This window comes from Sandaracinaceae bacterium (assembly GCA_016706685.1).
Classification (GTDB): Bacteria; Myxococcota_A; Polyangia; order Polyangiales; family Houyiibacteriaceae; genus JADJJE01.
Window position 1 is genome coordinate 83124 of sequence record JADJJE010000013.1, and the last position, 24145, is coordinate 107268.

Genomic DNA, 24145 nt, shown 5'->3' on the forward strand with positions numbered 1-24145 from the left:
AGGGCTCACGACCGGGTCGCGAGCCAGGCCAGCACCGCGGCGAGGACGATGCCGACCACGATGATCGGTCCCTTCGAACTCGATGAACGAATCGGCACGGCGGGCGCGGCGTCAGCGCTCGAGCGAGCACTCGCGGAAGCCTCGGAGGGCGAGGGGTCTGTAGCGGCGCCGTACCGACCAGCGCTGGGCCTCGTGGCCGGCTGCTCGGGGGATGCGCTTCGAGCCTTCTTGGCGCTCTTCGCGTGGATGGTCGCCTCGCCCCCCTCGGGCTTCGGCGGCTTCGCCTTGGGCTGCTTCTTCTTCTGCTGAGCTTTGATCTCGGCCTGCTTCTCCGCGCGCAGCTGCAGCTTGCGCTGGTCGCGGCGCTTCCGCGCCTCGTCCCGCTCGGCTCTCGACTTGTGTTGCTTGCTGGGCTTGCTGGCCTGTGGCTCGGCTGGCTTCTTGGGCGCAGGCGTCACGGACTTGGCGGTCGCCGGCTTCGGGTCTGCGTAAGTCTCCACGACGCGCGGCATGCCCAGCTGTGTCTTCCCGGCCGACGACGCGGAGACGGCTACCCGCTTGAGAGCCACTGCGCCGATGGCGGCCGGGTTAGCCGCGGGCGTGGTGGCGCTCACCGCGGGCCGGGACGTCAGCGGGAAACTGAAGACCGACGTCGGAGCTGCACCGACCGCGGGCTTCGGTGCCAGTGGAGAGGTGGCCGCCGGCTTCTGCGCGAGCGGAGAGGTGGCCGCAGAGGCGGGAGCAGCGCTGACCGCGGGCTTCGGTGCCAGTGGAGAGGTGGCCACAGAGGCTGGAGCTGCGCTGACCGCGGGCTTCGGTGCCAGTGGAGAGGTGGCTGCAGAGGCTGGGGCTGCGCTGACCGCAGGCTTCTGCGCGAGCGGAGAGGCCGCCCAAGGCGCTGGAGCTGGGCTGACCGCAGGCTTCTGCGCGAGGGAGGACGCGGCCGTCTGCTTGGCGGCCTCCGCCAACCCAGCCAGCGTGTAGGGCTTCGGTGCGACGGGGGGGGACGTGGATACGCGCGAGGGAATGCTACTGCCCGCAGGCTTCGTGGCGACAGGCGGCGGCGCTGATGCGTTCGTCGCGGGAGGCAGGGGCTGGGCAGCGGAAGCGGAAGCAGGCTTGGTCGCGTCGGTGAGGGGGGCCTTGCCCTCCGGCTTCGTTGGGTCGGTCATGGAAAAGGCCCGTACCATGGACAACGTAATTCTTCACAGAATCGACGATCGGTAGGGTGCGAACGCGCAAGCCTGTCACCGCGTCTGCACCTGGCGCGCCACTTGCGCGCACGCCGCTCCGAACGTGGCGAAAGATGCTTGGAGCATGTTGGGCACGCGGCGTGCTTGAACCACGGCCATGGCGAACCACCCGGAGTTCTGGGCCACCTTGGAGCGCCGCGCGCCCCTCACCCTGCTGTGCTCCTGCGCGTTGCTCGTCGCGTGCGTTGGCGATTCGCCCCCGCCGCCCGACGCCGGAACCGACGCGGACGTCCTCTTGGACGGAGGCCCGCCGCCCGACGGCGGACCCGAAGACGCCGGGACCGACGCGGGCGTCCCCGACGCAGGGCTCACCGCGCCCGTCGTGACCTCCACGGCTCCGACGGAGGCGACGGAGGAAGCGGCTTACTCGTACGCGGTCACCTGCACCGACCCGAACGGCGACGCCGTGATGGTCGCCGAGGGCGCGGCGGACACGTGCGGCGGCGTGGTCACGGGCACGACCTACGCGTTCACGCCGACGGAGTCGCTGGGCGGCACGTCCTGCGTCGTTGCCGTGGAGTGCAGCGACGGCACGGAGATGGTCCCGCAGACGACGACCGTGACCATCGCGGAGACGAATTCGCCCCCGACGCTCACGAACCTTCCCGACACCGTGTTCACCGTGCACGACCTGGCCGGGTTCTTCGACGTCAGCGCGACCGATCCGGACCTGCCCGCGCAGACCCTCACGTACGGCGTCGGCGCGACGACCTGCGCCTTCGCCCCGACGGTGGCCGCGAACCGCGTCGGCTGGACCTGCGGCGCCAGCGTCGGCTCCTGCACCGTGGACGTGACGGTCATCGATCCCACCAACCTCAGCGACACGAACCAGCTCACGATCTCGTGCACCAACGTGGCTCCGCAGCTCACGTCCACCGCCCCGGCGGTGGCCTCCGAGGGGACCGCCTACTCCTACCCGGTCACCTGCACCGACGCGGACGGCGACACCGTGACGGTCTCGAAGGCCCCCGAGGACACCTGCGGCGGGACGCTCGCGGGCACCACCTACGCCTTCACGCCGACCGAGGCGCAGGGCGGTTCCACGTGCGTCGTGGCCGTCCAGTGCACCGACGGAACCGAGACCGTCTCCGAGGGCACGACCGTCACGCTGGCCGAGACCAACTCCCCGCCGGTCCTCACCAACCTGCCCGCTACGGTCCCCACGATCCGCGAGCGCGCCGGGACCTTCACGCTGACGGCGAGCGATCCCGAGCCGCCGCCGCAGGTCCTCGCGTATTCGGTCGGCACCCACGGCTGCGGGTTCCCCGTGTCCGTGAACGCGACGAGCGGCGTCCTTTCCTGGACGTGCGGAAGCTCCGTCATCACCTGCGGCGTCCCGATCACCGTCACCGACCCAGGCTCCCTCACGGACTCGAAGCTGCTGACGATCGAGTGCACCAACCGCGACCCCGAGCTCACCTCTACGATGCCGGCGGCCGCCAGCGAGCACGTGCTCTACACACAGCCGATCACGTGCACCGACCCGGACGGGCACGCGCTCGCGCTCTCGACGGCGGCCGGGAACACCTGTGGGGCGCTCACGGCGAGCGGCGGCACGGGCACCTATGCCTTCACTCCGACGGAAGCTCAGGGCGGCTCGAGCTGCGTCATCGCCCTCTCGTGTACCGACGGCGTGGGGACGGTCACCCAGACGACGACGGTCGACATCGCCGAGACCAACACGGCTCCGGCGCTGTCGAACCTGGGCGCCGCCGTGACCACCGGGCGCAACACGCCCGGCACGTTCACAGCGACGGCGACCGACCCCGACGTCCCGGCCCAGACGCTGACCTTCAGCCTCGCGGCCACGACGTGCTTGTTCACTCCCACCGTTGCCACCGGCGGCCTCGTGAGCTGGACGTGCGGCTCGGCGGTGAGCACCTGCAGGGTGGACGTGCGGGTCTCGGACGGCTCCCTCAGCGATACGAGGCAGCTCACCATCGGCTGCGTCAATGCCGCTCCGGAGATCACCTCCACCGGCGGGACCACCGCGGCCGAGGGCACGCCTTACACGTACGCGGTCACCTGCACCGACGCCGACGGCGACCCAGTCTCGATCAGCCAGGGCTCCGGTGACACCTGCGGTGGCACGGTCACCAGCACGACCTACTCCTTCGTGCCGGGGGAGACCCTGGGCGACTCTTCTTGCGCCGTGGTGATCGACTGCGGCGACGGGCTGACAACCGTCTCCCAGACGACCACGGTCGCGGTCGTCGAGGTGAACACCCCGCCGACCCTGACGAACCTCCCCGCCACCGTGAACGCGCCGCTCAACCTTGCGGGCAGCTTCAGCGCCACGGCGACCGACTCCGACGTCCCGGCCCAGTCGCTGACCTTCAGCCTCGCGAGCACGACGTGCGTGTTCGCTCCCACAGTCACCGCCGGCGGCCTCGTGAGCTGGACGTGCGGCTCGGCGGTGAGCACCTGCGCGGTGGACGTTCGGGTCTCGGACGGCTCCCTCACGGACACGAGGCAGCTCACCATCGGCTGCGAGGAGTGATGGGTTAGACGGCGCGCCTGCGGGGAAGCTATCCAGCAGCTGGACCACGCGCCGCTTGATCTGGGCCACCAACGCGGCTGCCCTCCCGCCTCTTCGGCGTCAGCCCCCGCTGAGCAGGCGAATCACCGAGAACCCCAACACCGCGCTGATCACGAACGGCATCGCGATGGCCGCCGCCGCGAGCGAGATGCCGAAGACCACCAGCGCGAAGTCCGCGGGCGAGGGCTGCACCTTTCCGTCGGCGTGCTTCTCGATGAGCTCTAGGTTGCGGCGGTTGCTGCGGAAGGCCACGTCGAAGATGTCGCCCAGCACGGGGATGGTGCCGGTGAGCACGTCCACGCCGATGTTGCCCAGCATCTTCACCAGGATGACGGTGGGCACGCGGCGGCGCAGCGCCAGCAGCAGGAGCGCCATGGACCCGAGGCCGGTGACCGAGTCGCCCACGCCGGGGATGAGCCCCAAGAGCCCGTCGAGGCCGATGCCCTGCTCGGTGCCCGGGATGCGGATCAGATCGTCCAGCAGGCGCGTCATCACGCGCGCCCACGCGGGCAGGGGCGGGCGGCCGTCGTCCGTGGCGAGCGCCGTCTGGCTAGGGGGTGGCAGTGGGCTTGGCAATGTCAGCGCTCCGTCGGGTGAGCCACTCGCCGATGAGCGGCCACACCGTGCGCGTGGCCTCGCGGCCCACGATCAGGTCGATGTGACCGAGGGGGAACATGCGGAAGCGCTTGTCGCGGCTGCGGCTGCGGAGCACGGCCGCTTCCACGGAGTCGGGCGGCGCCAAGAGGTCGAACTCGCCGGCCACCGCGAGCAGCGGCTTGTTCAGCGACTCGAAGGCCAGCGCGTAGTCCACGCGCCCGTCGCGGCTGCGTAGCGAGACGTTCTGGCCGCCCTTGAGCACGTCGAACAGCACGCTCAGGCTGGTGACGTCGAAGGCGCGGTTGAGGTAGCGGTCCAGCAAGTGGGGCTCCACGGTGCCGGGGTGCCAGGCACGCACGGGCAGGGGCACGCTCTTCACGTCCCAGAAGCGGCGCAGCATGCGGAACTGCTGGCCGATGAGGCGCAGCGGCAGGCGCGGGTTGCTGTCCAGCACGCCGGTGAAGCGCACCCCCTCGGCCAGCGCGGCGAACGCCGAGAGGAAGCCGGTGCCGGCGCCGAAGCGGTAGGGCGAGCCGATGGTGACGATGCCGCGCACATAGTCTCGCAACACCGTGGACGCGGTGGCGTAGCTGATGAGCCCGCCCATGGAGTGCCCCACTAGGAACACCTGCTCGTGGCCCGAGAGGCGGATGGCCTCGCGCACGAACGAGGGCAGGTCTTCGCGCACGTACTGCTCCACGGCGTGGGGGCGCGCGTCGCTGTACTCACCCGAGCGGCCGTGCCCGCGCAGGTCCACGGTGAACACGTCGAAGCCCTGCTCCGCGAGGTAGGCCGAGAACGAGCGCCCCTCGATGTGCCACGTGTAGCGGTTCTGGCCGAAGCCGTGGATGAGGATCACGGCTCCGCGCGTGACAGCCGGAGGCGGCAGGCGCTTGCGGACCATGCCGAGCGGCACGCCGCTGGTCATGACCACGTCTTTCACCAGGGTGACGGTGTGCGTGCCGTCGACGACCTGATCCACCAGCTCCGTGCGCAGGATCATGCGGGGGCGCCGTCAGTCCTTGGCCTTGGCGCGCGCCTCGGCGAGGGCGGCCTGGGCCTTGCTCAGGTCGCGCTCCATCTTCTTCATGGAGCGCTTGATCTCACGCAGTTCCTTCTTGGTGGCCAGGTTGAGCGACTCGGCCACGGTCTCCACGCGCTCGTCCACCTGCGCCTGCACCTGCTGACGCATCTGGAGCCCACGCATCATGGTCTTCACCACGCGCTCGTCCTGCATGACCTTCTGTACGCGGGGGTCCTGCATGAGCTTCATGCTCTGTTCGGTGAGGAGCTGCTTCCAATCCAAGGGGGCCTCCTAGGGCGTCGGTCGGCGGGGGGGAGGGGGGGCGAGCGCCTCGGCGTCGAGGCGGTCGGCGCGTCGAAGGGCGCGCAGGGCGGCCGCTCGATCTCCCTCTGCATACGCTTTCCACGCTTCTGCGACAAGTACTCGCACCAGGGCCGGGATGGCTCCGGGCTCACGCCGCTCGGCGGCCCGCTCCCGAGCCACCGCTCCGAGCGCGGGGTACTTCGGCGCCAGCGCGTCGGCGAGCGGCAGAAACCCACGACGCGGGGCGCGCGTGCTCTCGCGCAGCAGCGTGTCCAGCAGCAGGCTCCCCTCGAGCGCGACCTCGGCGTCCTCCGAGAGGGCCGCGAGCCACCCGGCGGCGTAGAGCGAGCTGGGCGCGTCCTCGTGGGCGCTGTGCACCCGAGCGTGGCGCAGGGTGCGCACGGCATCTGGCAGGGCTCCTCGCGTGAGCTGAGTGGCGATGGCGTCGGCCTCGCTGGGGGCCGCCGCGGGCGAGAGCGCTTGCTCGGGCGGGACGTGCGGCGCCCGGCTGCGCGCTGCCAGGGCCTCCGCCACGGTGGCGCCATAGGGCGCGAGCGCAACCTGCAGGCGCTCGCCCTCCACGTCGCTCAGGTCGGTGCCGCGCTCGTCGGCGTGGCGTCCCAGGAGCCGCACGGCCGTGAGCTGCAGCCCGCGCTCGACCGCCGGGTCCTGCGCCAGCGCCGCCAGCTGGTCGATGGCCAGGGCGCGCGCGTAGCGCCCCCCGTGGGTCAGCCGCGCGGCCGCGTCGCTCAGCGCCTGGCGCGGGTCTTCGGGGGCCACCGGCGGGGCTGCTCCGGCCCCCGAGGACGCGGGAGCGGGCGCGCGCCGTGTCAGCGCCAGCAGGCGTCGCTGGTGTTGGGCGGCCCGGCGCAGCCCGTCGCTCGGGGAGCTCTCCGCCGCGCGGTATGCGGTGTCGGCGTCGGCGGCGTGCTGGCGGTGAAGGCAGCGCCCCAGCAGGTACTGCGCTTCGCAGCTGGGTGCACGACGCAGCTCGGCGCGCGCCAGCTCCACGGCCAGCCGCGGCCGACGCTCGCTCAGCAGCCGCGCGCACAGCTGCGTGAGGGCCGGCAGGTGGACGCGCGCATCGGCGTCGGTGATCTCGGCGTGCAGCGTGGCGAGGGCCAGCACGGCGGGCTCGTCGGCCAGCTGGGCGGCATGGCGTGCCGCGGCCAGCAGCGCGGCCACGCGGTCGTCGGGCTGGCTGAGGGTCAGCACCAGCGAGCGCAGCGCCGAGTGGGCGGCGCGGGAACCCAGCACCCGGCCGGCCTGCTCGGCGGCGGCGATCGCCAGGCGCCCTTTGGGCGTCACGTGCCGCGCTCCGTCACCAGACCCAGCTGCGGGAGCCGCTCGGCCGCCGCGTGGGCGCGGTCCAGCTCGTGCGACAGCTGGTCGAGGCGCTGGCGGGCGGTCTGCGTCTGGGCGCTGTCCACGGCCTCCACCTGCTTCAGCGTGGTGCTGACCACGCCCAGCAGGCGGTCGCGCTCGCCCAGCTGGCGGGCGCGCACGTCCGGGTCGCTCGACGGAACGAAGTCCTCGAGGTCGTTGGCCAGCCGCTGCGCCACGTAGGTGAGCGTGACCTGCTGGCGCGCCAGGTGCGCCGGGTCGTTCAGGTCTTGCGTGGCGAACTCCTGCTGGATCACGGTCTCGCGCAACGCCTGGGCTTCGTTGTAGCAGCGCCGCCAGGCCACCTCGTCCTGCGCCTGCCAGGCCGCGTCGCCGCGCTCCGCCAGGTCCCGGATGCGTGCCTCCCAGGCGTCGCGGTCGAGGCCCAGCATGGGGCCGGTGGAGCGGTACACGATGCGGCGCAGGCCATCGAGCGTGTCCTCGAAGCGCTCGCGCGGAGGGCTCAGGGCGTCGCGCCCGCCGCCACGGTACTCGTCCAGCAGCGCGTGCAGCCGCAGCGCCAGCGCGCGGGCCTTGTCGGGGTCCACCTGGATGACCTCGCGCAGCCCCGCGGAGAGCAGCTCTTGCTCGGCGCTGAAGCGCTTGGCTTCGTGGCCCCAGAGCGCGCGCCCCACCGCCTCGGCGTCCGCCAGCAGCGCCTCGTAGGCCTCGGCGTTCGCGGGGACGTTCAGCTTGGCGGCCTCGATCTGCGCCCACAGCTCCTGGCCGGCGACCAGCGCGCGCGCCTCGATGCGCATGGCGGTGTCGCAGCGCAGCGTGAGCTCCACCGGCGTGCCCACCGGCAGGTCCGTGGGCACGTCCACCACCAGCGTCTTGATGGGCAGGCGGTTCTGAAGCACGCGCAGCACCACGGCGCCGCTCTGGTCGGCGGTGAAGAAGCGGTGCTCGGCGCTGGCCGGCAGCCCGGATCCGCGGGCGATGAGCACCTTGCGCTCGCGGCGCCCGGCGCGGACCACCTCGAGCGCGATGTCCTTCGCCACCACGGAGGGCTTGCTGAGCGCGCTGGCGCGGGGTCGCACGTCGCCCCGATAGATGGTGAGCGGGAGGCTCACCGAGCTGTCGCGCCCCACCACGCGCAGCTCGAGGCGCTGCTCCTTGGAGTCACTGGCAGGCAGCGGGATGTCCAGCCGCAGCCCGTCACACGGCACGCCGGGCAGCTCGGCGCTGGCTACCAGCGCGCCGGCCACCAGCGCGTCGAGGCGCTGGGCATCGCTCGGGGCCAGCTCCACGTCCACGCGCATGCGCAGCACGTCGCGCGCGGTCACTAGCGGGGTGCGCACGGACAGCTGCGCGCCGGCGCTCGGCGGGGTGGTCGCTTCGCCGTCTGCCTCCGTGTCCGTGGTGGCTGCGGTGGCGCTGCGTCCGATGCGCAGACCCTGCAGCTGAGCCGCGTGCACCGCCGCGCCGAGCGCCACGCAGGTGTCCACCTCGTCTTGCAGCGCAGCGTCCGCGCGCGAGTCGCGCACCAGGGTCTCGGCCACACGGCGCTGCACCAGCGGCACGCGCGTGGAGCCACCCACCAGCACCACGTGGTCGATGTCGAGAGCCCCCACGCCGGCGCTCTCGTGGCTCTGCGCCAGCGCGCGCGTGCAGCAGGCCAGCGTGGCCTCCACCAGGTCGGCGATGGCCTCTTCGTACTCGGCGCGCCCGATGTCGAGGGCCACGCTCACGGACTCGCCGGCGCGGTCCACGAGCACGTTCTCCTTCGACACGCTGAGCACCTCCTGCGTGCTGAGTGACTCCTTGATCTCCTGCGCCAGGTGCACGAGACGCGCGAAGCGAGCGCGGTCCTCGGCGCTGCCCTGCACGTCCAGCGTGAGGTCGTAGCCCGCCGCGCACAGCTTCACGCGCAGCTTCTCGGCGAAGCGCCGGTCGAAGTCGTCGCCGCCCAGGAAGTTGTCGCCGTCGATGGCCAGCACCTGGTACTCGCCGCCCAGGCAGCGCAGCACGCTCACATCGAAGGTGCCGCCGCCCAGGTCGTAGATCAGGAAGTTCCCGTCGCCGAGAGCGCTCCGCCAGGTGTGGTACATGGCGGCGGCGGTGGGCTCCTGCAGCACGCCCAGCACCTCGAGCCCCGCGAGCGTGCCGGCGGTGCGCGTGGCCTCCAGCTGTGGGGCGTCGAAGTAGGCGGGCACCGTGATGACCGCGCGGCCCACTCGCACCTCGGTGTCGGCAGGGGCTCCGCTGCGCAGGTACTCGTGCATCTGGTCGCGCAGCGCCCGCAGGATGTGCGCGGACACGTCTTCGGGGCGCAGCGTGTGCGGCCCGCACTGCACCGTGCTGTCCTGCCCCATCTTGCGCTTGATGCTCTCGATGGGCGGGCTCGCCGTGCCTCGCTTGGCCCGGGCGGCGCGGCCCACCACGAAGGTGCTCTGGGCCTCGTCCCAGGCCACGGCCGACGGCATGGTCTTCCGGCCGAAGCGGTCGGCGTAGACGTGCAGGTCACGCTCCGACGGGTCCAGCACCGCCACCTCCGAGTGGGTGGTGCCGAGGTCGACGCCGATGGGACGGTCTACGTAGAGGGTCATGCGTTGCCTTGGGGAGCGGGTCGACCCATCAGCACGGGGTCGTGATCGAGGGCAGGGGAGAGCGCGTCATCGAGCGTGGGCACGGGCTCGCCGCGCGCGAAGAGGGCGGCCAGCAGCGCGGCCTCCACCGACGGCGGCTCGTAGAAGTCCTCCGCGCCCGGCAGCGCCACCGCGCCGGTCGTGGACTCGGCGGCGCTCGGAGTCGGGACCAGCCCCCGTGGTGGCAGTGGCGCGCGGCTCTCGGGGTGGGCCAGCAGCGCCAGCCGCACGCGCTCTCGGGGGTGGCGCGTGAGCTGTTCCCACGTGGCCCGGAGCGCCTCGCGTTCCTCGTCGCTGGCGGCCGTCTCCATGCGCTCGCGCAGCTGCTCGGTGATGCCCAGCGGCCCCTCCTCGGGGTCGAGATCGAAGTGCTCGAACGGGTTCGTGGGCGTCATCCGCGCACCACCCCGCTCGTGCGGTCGAGCCGCTTCCGCAGGCTCGCCACGCGCGGCAGCCCGGCCCACAGCTGGTCCGCGCGGTCCAGGTCGCGGCGCGCGTCGGCCAGGGCGGCATCGCGCCCCAGCACGCCCGTGCTGTCCAGCGTGACGTTGGCGCGCTCCGCCAGGAGGTCGGCCAGGATCACGCGCGCGTTGCGGTGCGTGTCGCACAGCCGCAGCGCGCGCTCGGCGTCCAGGATGCGCGTGGCCAGCACGCTCCCCATCTCCGCGCGGAACACCAGCATCTGCGCCACCAGAGACGAGTAGGGCAGGGCGCTCGGGTCGGTCGAAACGCGCTCCGCAGCGTCGTTCACCATGGGGCGGAGCACCTCGCACAGCGCGCCCAGCGCGGGCCACTGCTTGGCTTTGTAGATGCTCCAGCCGGTGGTCTGCGCGCGCTCGAGCGTGAAGAGCGCCACGTACCAGTCGCGCTCCGACCATGCGTAGAGCGCCGCGGCGTCCCCCAGGATTTCGCGCTCCACACGCAGCCCGTCCGGGTCGGCCTCGGCCTGGGCAAATCGGTCGGTCAGCATGGCCAGGGCGCCATCGATGGCCTGCCGGATGCCCCTCACGCACTCCGCGCGGAGGCGCTTCACCACCGCCTCGGAGGACTCCGCGGGGTAGGTGTGAGCCTCGAAGCGCCGCAGCAGCCCGAGGGCCGCGCGCGCGTCGACGGTGTGTTGCTCGGCGCCTGCTGCGGCGCGCTGGGCGAGCCCGCGCACGCGCTCGAGGGCCGCCGCTTCGACGGCCGCCTGGATCTCCGCCTGCGGCAACGTGACGCCGGCCACGCGCTCGGCGAGCTGCGTCAGGTACCGTTGCTCGGACAACAGCAGCGCCCAGGCCTCGAGCGCGCGCAGCTCGAGCGTGGCCGCGCGCTCCTCGCTCCCGCTCGAGCCGAGCTCACGCGCGCCATCGGCGGCGCTGGCGAAGAAGAGCGCGAGGTGGTGCAGCAGACGGGGCGGCGCCGAGCCGTCGAGGGGCGCGTCCAGCAGCGCGTCGAGCGCGGTCAGGTCGCCCGCATGGGCCCGCTCCAAGGCTTCGCGTCCAGGCTCGGTCCCGCGCATGGCCAACAACAGCCCGGCCGCGCGCGGCGCGATGACGGGCGCTGGGGCCGTTGTGCGCTGCGCCACCGCGCCCTCCACCCGCCTCCGGAAGACGCGCTCGAGCAAGCTCTCGTCTTCGAGCCGCTCGAGGAGCGCGCGTTCTGCGGTGCCCAGCACGCGCGTATCATTCCCACCCGTTGGCCCGGGGTCAACGGCGGTGGAAAGGAAGGTTGGATGCGACCGTCCGTGCCGTCGTGGGGCGTGGGATATGTCGGTTGCTCAGCTCGAAGGCGCATGTAGACTGGTGTGCACCAAGAACTTCCTCCTTGGAGGGGAGCTGTGACCGATGTCTCGTGCAATTCGAATGCTGGTGGTCGCGGGGGTGCTGTGTGGGGGTTGCGGCGGTGAGGCGTCGCTAGCAGCCCGTTGAAATACCCCGGGGGGGGCCGCCCCGGGGGGGGCCCGCCCGGGGGGGGGGGGGGGGGGCGGGGGGGGGGGGGGCGGCGGCCCCGCCCCCGCCGGGGGGGCGGGGGGGGGGGGGGGGGGGGGGGGGGGCGGGGCGGGGGGGCGCCGGGGGGGGGGGGGGGGGGGGGCGCCGCGGGGGGGGGGCACGGGGGCGGGCCGGGGGGGGGGCGGGGGGGAGGGGGGGGGGCGGGGGGGGGGGACGGCCGCGGCGGGGGGCGGGGGGCGGGGGGGGCGCCGGGCGGGGGGGCGGCGGGGGGGCGGGGGGGGGGGGGGGGGGGGGGGGGGGGGGGGGGGGGCGCCGGGGGGGGGGGGGCCGGGGGGCGGGGGCGGGGGGGGGGCCCGGCGGGGGGCCGGGGGGGCGCGGGGGGGGGGGGGGGGGGGGGGGGGGCGGGGGGGGGGGGGGGGGGGGGGGGGGCGGGGGCGCGGGGGGGGGGGGGGGGGGGGGGGGGGGGGGGGGGGGGGGGGGGGGGGGGGGGGGGGGGGGGGGGGGGGGGGGGGGGGGGGGGGGGGGGGGGGGGGGGGGGGGGGGGGGGGGGGGGGGGGGGGCCGGGGGGGGGGGGGGGGGGGGGGGGGGGCGGGGGGGGGGGGGGGGGGGGCGGGCGGGGGGGGGGGGGGGGGGGGGGGGGGGGGGGGGGGGGGGGGGGGGGGAAGGGGGGGGGGGGGGGGGGGGGGGGGGGGGGGGGGGGGGGGGGGGGGGGGGGGGGGGGGGGGGGGGGGGGGGGGGGGGCAAGGGGGGGGGGGGGGGGGGGGGGGGGGGGGCGTGGGTTGGGGGGGGGGGGGGGGGGGGGGCGCGGGGGGGGGGGGGGGGGGGGCGGGGGGGGGGGCGGGGGCCCCCCGGGGGGGGGGGGGCCGGGGGGGGGGGGGGGGGGGGGGGGCCCGCGGGGGGGGCGGGGGGGGGCGGGGGGGGGGGGGGGGGGGGGGGGGGCCCCGGGGGGGGGGGGGGGGGGGGGGGGGGGGGGGGGGGGGGGGGGGGGGGGGCCCCGGGGGGGGGGGGTCCCGGGGGGGGGGGGGGGGGGGGGGGGGGGGGGGGGGGGGGGGGGGGGGGGGGGGGGGGGGGGGGGGGGGGGGGGGGGGGGGGGGGGGGGGGGGGGGGGGGGGGGGGGGGGGGGGGGCGGGGGGGGGGGCCCCGGGGGGGCGCGGGGGGCCGGGCCCGGGGGGGGGGGGGGGGGCGGAGGGGGGGGGGCGGGGGGGGGGGGGGGGGGGCCGGGGGGGGGGGGCCCGGGGGGGGGGGGGGGCGGGGGGGGGGGGGGGGGGGGGGGGGGGGGGGGGGGGGGGGGGGGGGGGGGGGGGGGGGGGGGGGGGGGGGGGGGGGGGGGGGGGGGGGGGGGGGGGGGGGGGGGGGGGGGGGGGGGGGGGGGGGGGGGGGGGGGGGGGGGGGGGGGGGGGGGGGGGGGGGGGGGGGGGGGGGGGGGGGGGGTGGGGGGGGGGGGGGGGGGGGGGGGGGGGGGGGGGGGCGGGGCCCGGGGGCCCCCGCCCGGCCCCGCCCCCCCCTTTTTCAGGGGGTGGCGATGCCGGCCTGGTCGACGCAGGCCCGTGTCTTTCCAGCGCTCAATGCGATGACCGTGTCTTCTGCAATGGCGTCGAGACCTGCGATGAAGGCGTGTGTCGCGCGGGGAGCGCTCCGTGCTCCGCGGCAGCATGCGATGAGGCTGCGGCCCGTTGTCGCACCCTCGGGGTCGACTTCGACGGCGATGGATATCCCGAAGGCGCGGACTGCGATGACGAGAACGCGAGCCGCTTTCCGTATAATCCGGAGCGCTGCGACGCCATCGACAACGACTGCGACCCGGAAACGCTCGGCCCCGACGCGGATGGGGATGGCGTGGTGGCCACGGCGTGCTGCAACCAGCAGCCGAACGGCGCCGCACCCGTGTGCGGCACGGACTGCAATGACGCGGCTCCAGCGGTCAAGCCCAGCGCCATGGAGATCTGCAATGGCGTCGACGAGGACTGCGACGGGGTGATCGATGACGGCGTTCAGACCACCTACGGTCGACGCCGACGGCGACGGATACGGCTCGAACGCGCCCGAAGCGATGACGACCCTCGGGTGTGTCCCGGCTCTCGGGTATGCGCCGACCGCAGACGACTGCAACGACACACCGGGGGTGGGTCGCGGCATCAACCCTTCCGGCGTCGAGGTCTGTGATCCGACGATGCGCGACGAGAACTGCGATGGCGCCGTCAACGAAGGCTGCGGTTGTCCGTCGGTCGGCTCTTCTCAGCCATGTTGTGGCACGCGTGGCACGCAGACTTGTCAGATGACCGCAGAGGGGTCGATCTGGAGCGAGTGCTCGGTGCTCATGGCGGAGGAGATCTGCAATGGCATCGACGACGACTGCGACACCATCCGGGACGAGGAGCCCCCCACCGGCAGCTTGTGCGAAGTCACCGGCCAGGTCTGCACCGGCGCTACTTGTCAGTGCCCCGTGGGCCAGCAAGCGTGCGGCGGCACGTGCCAACCGTACGCGGAGGCGTGCACCGTCGGCATCGGGGCGTGCATGCGGATCGGCGCCAACACCATCTGCGACGGCGGAACGTTCGTGTGCAACGTGAGTCCCGGCACCCCCGTCACGGAGGTGCCCTGCAATGGAAGCGACGACAACTGCAGCGGAGAGCCGAGCGACGACGCGGCCAATGCGCCAATCTACTACCGCGACTGTGACGGCGATACCTTCGGAGCTGGCCCCGCGATCAGGGCGTGCGTCCGCGGGAGCAGCTGCAATGGCAACCTGGACTCCACCACCAGCACGGACTGCCAGGATGGCTTGCCACTGCCTGCGGTGGGCGGCGTTCCTCACCCCGAGTCCATCTATCCGACTCGTACGGACCTCTGCGACGGCGTCGACAACAACTGCGATGGAACCCTGGACAGCGTGTGCACGTACAACGTCAGCACCCGCTCCTGTGGCAGAACCTGTCCGACGACGCAGTGGACATCTGGCCCGCTCAGCTGGACGGGTCAGCAGCGCTGCACCGCGGGGATGAACACCAACGCGTGCGGCTTCGCCTCCGCGTGCACCACCACGGCACCTTTGCCCGAGCTCATCGAGAACTGGACCCTCGACACCATCGGCGTTCGCGCCAACCCTTCTGTTGCCTGCTCGCCGACGCTCATCAATTTCAGCGTGCCGTCTCCCGGAGTCTTGGTCATGGGGAGCGACTATCGGTGGGACGGGACCGGGCTGGGCGGCGCGTGCAACCTCTTCGGGCTGTCTCGCGTGTACTACGGCGTCTACCGGTTCTTGCCGCCCGGGCGCTACCGAATGGCCGTGTCCTACTCGAAAGAAGCTGGCGGGCGATTCCAAGCGAGCTTGCGCAACGCCAACCTCTCTTGCTGCACCGATATCCCCGACACCGAAGTGGAGGACCGGAGCGACGCCGCCGTCCCGGGCGCGATCCGCGTCCGGGAATTCGACATTGTGAACCCCGACGGCTGCAGCCAGGTAGAGCTTCAGATCAACTACCAGTCGCTCACCGCTCCGAGCAGCGGTGTCGGCAACTCCGTCGCGTTCTACGGCGTGAGCATCACCCGCATCGGCGATCTCCAGCTCTGACGCTCAGCCGAAGGCGCCGCCCTCGTGCAGCTTCTTCAGCTCGTCCTCGCTGAAGCCCGCCTCGCGCAGCACCGCCGCGCTGTGCTCGCCCTGCTTCGGGGCAATCCCCATGGCGGCCGGGGCCACCGGCGTGCGCGCCTGCTTCACGCTGCCGCCCTTGTGCGTGGGCCGCTCCACCCACACGCCGCGCGCGTTCAGGTGCGCGTCCGCCATCACCTCTTCGGGCGTCAGCACCACCTCGAGGCAGCAGTCGTGCTCGTTGGAGAACGCCTCCCACTCGTCGCGCGTGCGGCTCGCGAAGATCTCCGCGATCTTGGCCTTCCACTCCACCTGCTTGGGCCCGGGCATCTGCGCGCGCATGTCGAACGGGATGCCCACGCCCTCGCAGAACGTCTGCCAGAACTTGGGCTCGAGGGCGCCCAGCGACACGGCCTTGCCGTCCTTGGTGGCGTAGGTGTTGTAGGTGCAGATGCCGCCCAGCAGCATGTCCTCTCCGCGCGGCAGCTGGAAGCCGCCCACGGTGGCGCCAAAGCCCGTGTGCGCCAGGCACAGCGCCGCCTCCGCCATGGCGATGTCCACGAAGCGACCCTGACCCGTGCGGCCGCGCGAGTGCAGCGCCGCCAAGATGCCGATGACCGCGAACAGGCCGCCGCCGATGTCGGCCATCTGCACGCCGGGGGGCTGGGGCGGGCGGTCCGAGGGGCCCGTGTACCCGAGCACGCCACCGCGCGCGAGGTAGTTGAGGTCGTGGCCCGCGCGCTGCGAGAGCGGGCCGTCCTGGCCGTAGCCCGTGATGGCGCAGTAGATGAGCCCGGGGTGCACTGCGCGCAGCGTCTCGTAGCCGAGGCCCAGGCGCTCCATCACGCCGGGGCGGTTGCCCTCGAGCACGATGTCGTAGGTGGGCAGGATGCGCAGGAACGCCTCGCGCCCCGCGTCGGTCTTGAGGTCCAGCACCAGGCTGCGCTTGCCGCGGTTGGCCCAGTGGAAGAGCGTGCCCATGCCGTCGTCGGCGAGCGGGGGCGTGATGCGCAGGAAGTCTCCGCCGCGCGGGTCCTCGAGCTTGTCCACCTGGGCGCCGAGGTCGGCCAACACCATGGAGCAGTAGGGGCCGGGCAGCAGGCGCGAGACGTCGAGCACCTTGACGCCTTCGAGGGAGCGGGATTCGTCGTTCATGCGTTCTTCTCTGCGGTGGGGGGAGTGCGGGGCGCCGTGGGCTCAGCCCAGGATGGCGGGCAGCTTGATGGCCAGCATGGCGTTGCCGGTGACGTGCACCACGCCCGACGTGAAGTGGTTCATGGCGCGGGCCGGGTGGTCGCTGATCTCGCGCCACGCGTCGTGCGTCATGGTCAGCGTGCAGTCGGCCCCGTTGGTGTCGCCCTCGCGCACCTGCACGGGGTCCTTGAGCTGCACCGTCCACGTGCCGCCGCCTTCGCCGGTGATGCGGAACACGAAGGTGGCTCCGATCAGGCTGGCGCGCTCCGGGCTCTTGGCGAGGCGCTCGGGGATGTCGCGCGTGAAAGAGGTGGTGGCGTCAGGCATGAATCGGCGCTCCTCGGGGGTGGGGCTACCGCGTACCGCGCACCTCTAGTGCTGTCAACGCTACTCGCCGTGTGGCGCGCGGCGCCGTCAGGCGTCGTCCAGGTCGTCGGCCAGGTAGCTGAGGATCACCTCGTCGAGGGACTTCTCGCTGACCAGATCGCCGCCGAAGATGGAGCCGGAGGGCTGAGGCCGGGCGGGCGCTGCGGGGGGCGTGGAGATGGCCGCGGGCTTGCGCGTGGCGGCGTACAGGTTCTGCGGGGCGGGGCGGGAGTCGCGCTTGCTCTCGGCCAGCTTGGCGGCAGCGGCGTCGAGCGCGGCCACATCGAGCGGCGGCGCCCCCGGGGCGGGGCGGGGCGGGGCAGACGGGCTCGCGGCCCCCTCGCTGGCTCCCTCGGCGGCTTCGTCGAACGCGCCGTCCCGCAGGCCGATGAACATGGCCTTGTGCTGATCCTTCATCAGCTGCTTCACATGGGTGGCGAGGTCCTCCGAGCCGATCAGGTGCGAGTAGGAGGTTTTTTTGGACGCAACGATGCGCCCGCCGTCTGCGAAGAGGTGCGTGATGAGGTGGGGGCGGTTGACACCCGAGTCCTCAGTCTGGATGTGGTACAGCTTGCCCTTGTGTCGAACGTTGGTGTTGTAGCCGACGAGGGGGCTTTGGCCCTGTGCCATTCCGCCGATGCTAGTCCATTTCTCCTAGTTCCATCAAATCGCAATCAAAGAATTTGGTGTGCCCAACATGAAAAGCCCCGATCGTTCCACAGCCAAGTCTCTCGTGCCCGACCCGAAGTTGCCCCTGGTGAGCGCCGAGGCGGGCAAGAGCGCCCAGATCGAGCCCCTGTTGGTCCGTCCGGGGGCGCGCTACCGCTGCTTCGGCGACGGGCTCTGCTGCATGGACATCCACATGATTGGGCCCATCGACCAGGCCGAGGTGGACCGCGTGGAGGGGTTCCTCGAGGGCTCCGCCGTGTGGGACGAGGCCTACGAAGAGCACGCCCTGTGCACCGCCGCCGACGGGGGCTGCGTGTTCCTCGAGGCGGACATGCGCTGCCGCATCCACGCGGATCACGGGCCGGAGCAGAAGCCCGAGGGCTGCCGCCGGTTCCCCATCGGCCTCACGGCCACCCCCTACGGCGGGCGCGTGACCACCGAGCACCGCTGCCCCTGCCGCACCATGGGTGACCGCCCGCTGCTCGAGGCCGAGCACGCTGCCCCGGCCCTGTGCGACGACGACGGCCACCTGTTCGAGGACCGCCGCGTCAAGCGCGTGCGCCTCACGCGCAAGGGCAAGAAGGTCTCGTTCGACCAGTGGCTCGAGGTGGAGCGCCCGCTGCTGGCCGAGCTGCAGAAGGGCAAGGCGCCCTGGAGCGTGCTCACGGCCGAGCCGTTCCCGCGGCTCAAGCGCAACACGTGGAAGGCCGTGGCCCAGGAGCTCATCGAGGCCCGCGACGGAACGCGCTACGGCACGGCCAGCGCATGGTTCGGGGACGCCATCCTGGTGCTCCAAGAGGGCGCTCGCCCGCGCACGCCGGGGCGGCCCTGGGCCGCGGCATTCGAGCGCGCGCAGGCGCGCGCCACCACCCAGCGCCTGCCGCGGCAGGTCTACGCCGATTTCATCGCCGACGCGATCTGGTCGCTGCGCTTCACCGAGTTCACCTCCTTCGACCTGGCGTGCGCCGACTGGGCCACGCGCCTGGCCATCGCGCGCCACTGCGAGAAGGAGATCCGCGCGCAGGGGGAGAGCGCCGAGCGGGCCGCCGCCGAGGCGCTCACCATCATCGAGGTGGTCGGCGAGGCCGAGGCCTGGCGCGACGTGGTGTCCAAGAACATGCGGGTGTGAGCCTCAGGCCGTGAAGTGCACACGGCCGGTGCCCACGTCGTACATGGAGCCCGCGATGGCGATGCTGCCGTCCTCCAGCAGCGCCCGGAGCGCGGCGCTCTGTGTGGAGATGACATCGATGGTGCGCTGCACGTTGAGCCCGGCCACTTCGTCCACCAGCGCGGCTCGGAGCTCGGGGTCGGCCAGCGTCGCGGGGTCCGGGACGTGGTGCATGCACGCCTGGATCTCACCCACTAGCGTGTCGATGTGCTCGCACCCCGTGGTCTCCGCGGCGGTCTGCCCGTTGGCCTTCAGCGTGACGGCCGAGGTCACCGCGCCGCACAGCGTGTGACCCATCACCACGATGAGCTTGGCGCCCGCCACCTTGCAGGCGTACTCGATGCTGCCCAGCACCTTCTCGCTCGTGACGTTGCCGGCGATGCGCACCGTGAAGATGTCGCCGATGCCCACATCGAAGACCTGCTCCACGGGGGCGCGGCTGTCGATGCAGCTGAGCACCACGGCCAGCGGCGCCTGACCCTGCGTGGTGCGCGCCATCTGGTGGCTGAGGTCACGTGTCAGGTGCGTGCCCGTCAGGAAGCGCTCGTTCCCCACCTTGAGCAGCGCGAGGACGTCTGCGGGTGAGACCGAGCGCTGCACCGCCTGCGTGGAGTAGCCCTCGAAGTTGATGCCCGTGTTGAGCACCTCGTACGTGCCCTTGAAGCCGATGCAGCTCACGCCCACGCCGAGAGCAGGGCCGGTCTCGGCGATGAAGTCGCGGATGAGGTCCACGATGTCCGGGTCGATGTAGTCGGTCTGGCGCGCGTCGATGAGCAGGTGCCCCCCGCGCGGGACCTCACGCATGGCGTTCTCGAGCGCGGCGCGGTTCAGGAAGCTGACCTGGTTGGCCAGCTCGATGCGCACCACATCTCCGCTGGCGTGCTTCTCCACCACCCGCTGCACGGGGCGGCGCAGGTTGCTCCAGAGGATGAACATGGTGGCCACCCCGAGCCCGATCATCACGCCCACCAAGAGGTCGGTGAACACGATGACCACCACCGTGAAGACGAACGGCAGGAACTGCTGCAGGCCGTCGGCCCACATCTGCTTGAACAGGCCTGGCTTCGCCAGCTTGAAGCCGGTGACCAGCAGGATGGCCGCCAGCGCGGCGAGCGGGATGGTGTTGAGCAGCGCCGGGATGAGCAGCACCGAGCCCGCCAGCAGGACGCCGTGCACCACGGTGCTGAGCTTGGTCTTCACGCCCGCGTTGATGTTCACGCTGCTGCGCACGATGACGCTGGTGACCGGAATGCCGCCGATCAGGCCGGCCACGATGTTGCCCACGCCCTGCGCCACGAGCTCGCGGTTGGGCGGCGAGCGGCGCTGCTCGGGGTCGAGTTGATCCACGGCGTCCAGGTTGAGCAGCGTCTCGAGCGTGGCCACGATGGCCAGCGTGAGCGCGGCCATGTAGACCGCCGAGTTGCTCAGGATGGACCAGTCCGGGAAGGCGAGCAGACCTGCCGCGTCGGAGACGCTGGCCGAGACGGGCACCTGCACCAGATGCGACCCGGTCACCACCCAGGGGCTGGCGGTGGCCTGCATCACCGCGTTGGCAGCCACACCGAAGAGCACCACGACCAGCGCGGAGGGGACGGGGCTCTGCTTGAGCACCTTGACCTTGTCCCAGTAGACCAGGATCAGGATGGACAGCACGCTGATGAGGACCGCGCCGGGCTGAATGTCGAAGAACGCCGCCAGCAGCTCCGTGATGGAGTTCTCGCCGTCGGGCTGCTGGAACGACATCTCACCTTCGGGGTCTTGGTCGTGGCCCAAGAGGTGCGGGATCTGCTTCAGGATGAGGATGACGCCAATCGCCGCGAGCAGGCCCTTGATGACCGAGTTGGGGAAGAACGAGCTGATGAAGCCCGCGCGCGCGATGCCGAGCGCCACCTGCATGACGCCAGCCAGCACCACCGCCACGAGGAAGGCCTCGAAGGAGCCGAGCTGCGAGATTTGCACGGCCACGACCGCGGTGAGGCCCGCGGCGGGACCGGCCACGCTGGTGTGCGAGCCGCTGAGCAGGCCGACCACGATGCCGCCGAGGACGCCTGCGATGATGCCCGAGGCGAGTGGTGCACCGGACGCGAGGGCGACACCGAGGCAGAGAGGGAGCGCGACGAGGTAGACGACGACGCCCGCCATGACGTCACGGCCGGCGTACTGGAGGGTCAGGGACTTCATGGACTCCTGCGAATTTATGGGGGAATCCGCATAACAGCGGAACCGCCAGGCATCAAGTGTGCTCGAGATGATTCTCCCTCGGCGCTCGCGGGGGGGCGCTGGGCTTCCCCGCGCCGTCAAGCTACCATCGCCGTCATGAGAAAGCTGGTGGCGCTTCACTACTCGCCCTGGTCGGAGAAGGCGCGCTGGGCCCTCGACCATCACGGGGTCGCGTACCGCTACGAGGAGTACAAGATCCTGCTGGGCGAGCCCAAGCTGCGGCTGGCCACCAAGAACGTGCGCGGCAAGGCCACGGTCCCGGTGCTCTTCGACGGCGGTGAGGTGCTCTCCGAGTGCTGGGACATCGCGCAGCGCGCCGAGGCCGTGGGGCGCGGGTCCACGCTGTTCCCCGAGGGCTGCCGCGAGGGCATCCGGCGCTGGCACGAGCGTGGCCAAGACGCGTGCGCGCTGGCCCGGGTGCGCTTGGTGGACAACATCCGGGAAGACTCGGATGCCATGCGGGCGCAGATTGACGCGGGCGTCCCGCGCCCCCTGCGCAGCGTCATGTACCCGAGCTCGCCGCTGGTCATGGCCTGGTTCGCCCGCAAGCACGCGGGGGCTTGTCCTGGTGATGGCGCTGCCCTGCGCGACGCCTGCGCCACCCTGCGCGCGGAGCTCCGCGGCCGCCCCTATCTCTACGACGGGCTCACGTTCGCCGACATCTCCATGGCGGTCATGCTGCAGTTCGTGGAGCCGGTGTCCGACCGCTTCATCCCACTCGACCCGCGCACGCGCCGGGCATGGCAAGACCCCGTGCTGGCGCGCGAGTACACCGACCTGCTCGAGTGGCGCGACGGGCTGTACGAGCGGCATCGGCTGAGGTCGGCGTGACGCATCCCGAGCCCGCGGGAGGTGCCCGCGCGGACGACCTTGCCATCCTTGGTGCCCAGCTGGGGCGCCCGCCGCGGGGTGCGCCCGAGGTCGCGCGGCGCTGCTCGCTCGGCCTGCCGGTCGTGGTGCGCATGCCGCCCGTGCTGGACTCGGGCGAGCCGTTCCCCACACGCTACTGGCTCACGTGCCCGCTGCTGCACCGGCGCATCGCGCGGCTCGAGGGCGCGGGCGAGGTGCGCCGCATGGACCAACTGCTCGAAGACGACAGCGCGGTGGCAGAGCAGATGCGCGCCGCCCACGAGCGCTACGCCGCCGAGCGTGACGCGCTGGTGGCCGCCGACGTCGCCTACCCGCCGCTGGGCGGCGTGGCCGGTATCCGCGTGGATGACGCTGGGCGTGCGGGGGTGAAGTGCCTGCACGCGCACGCCGCCGACTTCCTGGCAGGGCACGCGAACCCGGTGGGTGAGCGCGTGGCGCTGCAAACGCTGCCGGCGTGTTGCCCCACGCCGTGCGTGGCTCCGCGGGCTGCGGGCGAAGGCTGGGAGCGCGCGGCCGCCTGGAGCGAGCCGGAGCGGGAGCTGGGTACCCCGGAGTGAAGCGAGTGAAGCCTGGTGATCCTACACATCTCGTCCGCGGGCCGAATCGCCTTGCTGCAAGGGACAATGGGCACCCCCGGCTGGAAGCCGGGGGCAGCAAACCAGCTGGCTGATGAGCATAAAGTCCCCCGCCTTTCGGCGGCGGACTACGTGGCTCCCAGCAGGGTTTGCCCTACTGAGGGTACTCAGACATTGCGTCCGGCCACCCTTGGTAGAACACACCCTGTTGTCGATCGGGTAGTCCGCCCAAGGGCGGACTTTCGGCAGGTCCAGGCCTGGTCTGCTGCCCCCGGCTTCCAGCCTGCCCACTCATCGCTTCTTCATCAGCTTTTTGGCGAGTTCTGGGTGTTCAGCGATCGCTGAGAAGAACTCCATGTAGCGGGCCAACTCGACGAGGCCGCGAGCAATCGTGGTCGAGCCGGGTTCGTACTTGGTGTAGTGACCGGCCCACCCACCGAGGTCGGCGATCCAGGGGGTTTATCGGGGGAATCCGTCGGGAACCGGCTGAGGCGGGGGGGGCGGGCGAAGATGAGGACTTGGATCCGTCTTCGGGGGGGCGGTGGCGGTTCAGGCGGGGGTGCGAGCCAGCCGCTTGGGTGTTCGGTTCGTGCGGCCACAGAGGCGGAGGGGGATGGCCCATTTCCGGATTCCGTCGGCGCTGCGGAGGTGGATGTTTTCGGCGTCGCAGCCGCCGGCCTCCACGTCCGATGAAACTCTTCGATTCGCCAGCGCGGCGATAGCTGTCGATGACGCGCTCGGCGTCCGGAGCTCGCCAGGGACGGTTCGTGAGCAGGACCCAGTGAATGGGCGTGCTGGTGTTCCGCACTTCGAGGACTGACCACGCCGACTTCGAGCGCGACCCGCTCGTCTCGCCTGGGAGCATTGTTTCAGGGACCTTGCGCGAATGACGACTTCGCAGTACGGGCAGCACGAGTGCGATCGGGGACCTGCAAGACGCGTCGACCCAGAGGCTGCGCGCTCACCGCCGAGACAGTCTCGTCGACTTGCCTCGCCACTCGACCAGGTCCTGGGCAGCCCGGATCGTGAACCATGTGCCAGCCTGTCCGAGTTGCCTGAGCAGCTTGGACTCATCCGCCTCGCGGTCCATCACGAACCAAGATCGGACGCCAGGAGCGTGCTTCTCGAGGACCTGGTTGACGCTCTCGACGGATGCACTCCAGTGCTTCATCTCGGTGTCTCGCTTACGACGACGAAGGTGTCGGCTCGGCTTCTTCTGGCTCTTCCGCCGCTTCTTCTTCGCCGCTGCGCGCGTCCAGAACTGCACGTCGAGAATGCCGTTGAACGTGCCGTCTGGCGCGACGGCCACCGCGTCCGAGGTCCGCGGCGGTCGGAAAGGCGGGGGGGCGCGAGGCTTCCAGCCGGGGGCAGCAGAGCACCTTGCAGCAAGCCGAATCGGCCCCGCATGGAATGCCCCCTCAGCCCAGCATGTGACGCGCCACGCGGACCACCCACACCAAGATCGACGTCACCGACAGCAGGATGGCCCACTTCTCCGCGTGCAGGCGCTCCAGCGTGTCCAGCACGGGGGTGCCGCGGTAGAGGCCCACCGCCGCGATGGGGATGGTGAAGAACGTGACCAGGAAGAGCATCACGCCGAAGGGGTTGGCGTACGTAGCCCCGGTGAACTGACCGCGGACCATGTGCGCGAAGCTCGTGGTGAGCCCGCACCCGGGGCAGGGGATGCCCGTGATCACCAGGAAGCCGCACGGCGGGAGGCCGAGCTGCTGGTGGGTGCCCATGCCCTCGGCGGCGGGCGTGAGCTGCGTGGCGGTGATGACCACTGCGAGCGGGATGATGAAGAAGAAGAACCACCCGAGCCGCGAGAGCCAGCTGGACGGGCGCACCGGCACGCGTGGCGCCTGCACCCCGAAGC

21 protein-coding genes are annotated in these 24145 nt (G+C 72.4%); 7 read left to right on the forward strand and 14 right to left on the reverse strand.

The features are described from left to right. Positions 1-5: 5 nt before the first annotated feature. Positions 6-512, reverse strand: a complete 507-nt coding sequence (locus IPI43_16645) for a hypothetical protein (GenBank protein MBK7775735.1) — start codon at positions 510-512, stop codon at positions 6-8. A gap of 64 nt (positions 513-576) precedes the next feature. Between IPI43_16645 and IPI43_16650 the strand changes: the two genes are divergently transcribed. Both IPI43_16650 and IPI43_16655 read left to right on the forward strand, forming a co-directional pair. Continuing rightward, positions 577-984, forward strand: a complete 408-nt coding sequence (locus IPI43_16650) for a hypothetical protein (protein ID MBK7775736.1) — start codon at positions 577-579, stop codon at positions 982-984. Between the two features lie 366 nt (positions 985-1350). After that, complete coding sequence (locus tag IPI43_16655) at positions 1351-3753, forward strand: hypothetical protein (protein ID MBK7775737.1); 2403 nt, start codon at positions 1351-1353, stop codon at positions 3751-3753. Positions 3754-3852: 99 nt separating this feature from the next. On the opposite strand, the gene IPI43_16660 is transcribed toward IPI43_16655, so the two are convergent. From IPI43_16660 to IPI43_16690, 7 genes are read right to left on the reverse strand one after another with little or no spacing between them, the layout of a single operon-like run. Beyond that, positions 3853-4368: a DUF4112 domain-containing protein gene (locus tag IPI43_16660; protein MBK7775738.1), complete on the reverse strand. Its 516-nt coding sequence runs from the start codon at positions 4366-4368 to the stop codon at positions 3853-3855. Continuing rightward, on the reverse strand, positions 4343-5392 hold the full coding sequence (locus IPI43_16665) for an alpha/beta hydrolase (GenBank protein MBK7775739.1): 1050 nt from the start codon (positions 5390-5392) through the stop codon (positions 4343-4345). The genes IPI43_16660 and IPI43_16665 overlap by 26 nt, the downstream gene beginning before the upstream one ends. 12 nt (positions 5393-5404) lie before the next feature. Continuing rightward, positions 5405-5695, reverse strand: coding sequence for a hypothetical protein (locus tag IPI43_16670; GenBank protein ID MBK7775740.1), 291 nt, complete (start codon positions 5693-5695; stop codon positions 5405-5407). A gap of 9 nt (positions 5696-5704) precedes the next feature. After that, positions 5705-7024: a hypothetical protein gene (locus IPI43_16675; GenBank protein ID MBK7775741.1), complete on the reverse strand. Its 1320-nt coding sequence runs from the start codon at positions 7022-7024 to the stop codon at positions 5705-5707. Next, on the reverse strand, positions 7021-9648 hold the full coding sequence (locus tag IPI43_16680; GenBank protein ID MBK7775742.1) for an Hsp70 family protein: 2628 nt from the start codon (positions 9646-9648) through the stop codon (positions 7021-7023). Before IPI43_16680 ends, IPI43_16675 begins: the two co-directional genes overlap by 4 nt. Further along, positions 9645-10082: a hypothetical protein gene (locus tag IPI43_16685; GenBank protein ID MBK7775743.1), complete on the reverse strand. Its 438-nt coding sequence runs from the start codon at positions 10080-10082 to the stop codon at positions 9645-9647. Before IPI43_16685 ends, IPI43_16680 begins: the two co-directional genes overlap by 4 nt. Further along, the gene (locus IPI43_16690) at positions 10079-11344 is read right to left on the reverse strand and encodes a hypothetical protein (GenBank protein ID MBK7775744.1); all 1266 of its coding nucleotides are present in this window, start codon (positions 11342-11344) and stop codon (positions 10079-10081) included. The genes IPI43_16685 and IPI43_16690 overlap by 4 nt, the downstream gene beginning before the upstream one ends. A 1888-nt stretch (positions 11345-13232) precedes the next feature. Between IPI43_16690 and IPI43_16695 the strand changes: the two genes are divergently transcribed. Both IPI43_16695 and IPI43_16700 read left to right on the forward strand, forming a co-directional pair. Continuing rightward, positions 13233-13781, forward strand: coding sequence for a putative metal-binding motif-containing protein (locus IPI43_16695; GenBank protein ID MBK7775745.1), 549 nt, complete (start codon positions 13233-13235; stop codon positions 13779-13781). 112 nt (positions 13782-13893) lie between these two features. Continuing rightward, on the forward strand, positions 13894-15189 hold the full coding sequence (locus IPI43_16700; GenBank protein MBK7775746.1) for a putative metal-binding motif-containing protein: 1296 nt from the start codon (positions 13894-13896) through the stop codon (positions 15187-15189). Between the two features lie 3 nt (positions 15190-15192). Here the strand turns inward: IPI43_16700 and IPI43_16705 are convergent, their stop codons facing one another. The 3 genes from IPI43_16705 to IPI43_16715 all read right to left on the reverse strand — a co-directional run bounded on the left by IPI43_16705 (position 15193) and on the right by IPI43_16715 (position 17397). Then, the gene (locus tag IPI43_16705; protein ID MBK7775747.1) at positions 15193-16362 is read right to left on the reverse strand and encodes a CoA transferase; all 1170 of its coding nucleotides are present in this window, start codon (positions 16360-16362) and stop codon (positions 15193-15195) included. A 42-nt stretch (positions 16363-16404) separates the two neighbouring features. Then, positions 16405-16728 (reverse strand): SCP2 sterol-binding domain-containing protein, encoded by a 324-nt coding sequence (locus IPI43_16710; GenBank protein MBK7775748.1) that lies wholly within the window; start codon positions 16726-16728, stop codon positions 16405-16407. A gap of 87 nt (positions 16729-16815) precedes the next feature. Further along, positions 16816-17397 carry a hypothetical protein gene (locus IPI43_16715; protein MBK7775749.1) on the reverse strand — a complete coding sequence of 194 codons (582 nt, stop codon included), beginning with the start codon at positions 17395-17397 and terminating at the stop codon, positions 16816-16818. 103 nt (positions 17398-17500) lie between these two features. Between IPI43_16715 and IPI43_16720 the strand changes: the two genes are divergently transcribed. After that, positions 17501-18565, forward strand: coding sequence for a YkgJ family cysteine cluster protein (locus tag IPI43_16720; GenBank protein ID MBK7775750.1), 1065 nt, complete (start codon positions 17501-17503; stop codon positions 18563-18565). Positions 18566-18568: 3 nt separating this feature from the next. Here the strand turns inward: IPI43_16720 and IPI43_16725 are convergent, their stop codons facing one another. Then, on the reverse strand, positions 18569-20785 hold the full coding sequence (locus IPI43_16725; GenBank protein MBK7775751.1) for a bifunctional SulP family inorganic anion transporter/carbonic anhydrase: 2217 nt from the start codon (positions 20783-20785) through the stop codon (positions 18569-18571). Between the two features lie 135 nt (positions 20786-20920). Here IPI43_16725 and IPI43_16730 point away from each other — a divergent pair, with 135 nt between their 5' ends. Both IPI43_16730 and IPI43_16735 read left to right on the forward strand, forming a co-directional pair. Continuing rightward, a complete protein-coding gene (locus tag IPI43_16730) occupies positions 20921-21655 on the forward strand; it encodes a glutathione S-transferase (protein ID MBK7775752.1) in 735 nt (244 codons plus the stop codon). Then, a complete protein-coding gene (locus tag IPI43_16735) occupies positions 21565-22251 on the forward strand; it encodes a DUF501 domain-containing protein (GenBank protein MBK7775753.1) in 687 nt (228 codons plus the stop codon). The genes IPI43_16730 and IPI43_16735 overlap by 91 nt, the downstream gene beginning before the upstream one ends. Positions 22252-23230: 979 nt before the next feature. On the opposite strand, the gene IPI43_16740 is transcribed toward IPI43_16735, so the two are convergent. Both IPI43_16740 and IPI43_16745 read right to left on the reverse strand, forming a co-directional pair. Next, positions 23231-23578: a hypothetical protein gene (locus tag IPI43_16740; protein ID MBK7775754.1), complete on the reverse strand. Its 348-nt coding sequence runs from the start codon at positions 23576-23578 to the stop codon at positions 23231-23233. Between the two features lie 109 nt (positions 23579-23687). Further along, on the reverse strand, positions 23688-24011 hold the full coding sequence (locus IPI43_16745; GenBank protein MBK7775755.1) for a DUF2752 domain-containing protein: 324 nt from the start codon (positions 24009-24011) through the stop codon (positions 23688-23690). Positions 24012-24145 lie beyond the last annotated feature (134 nt).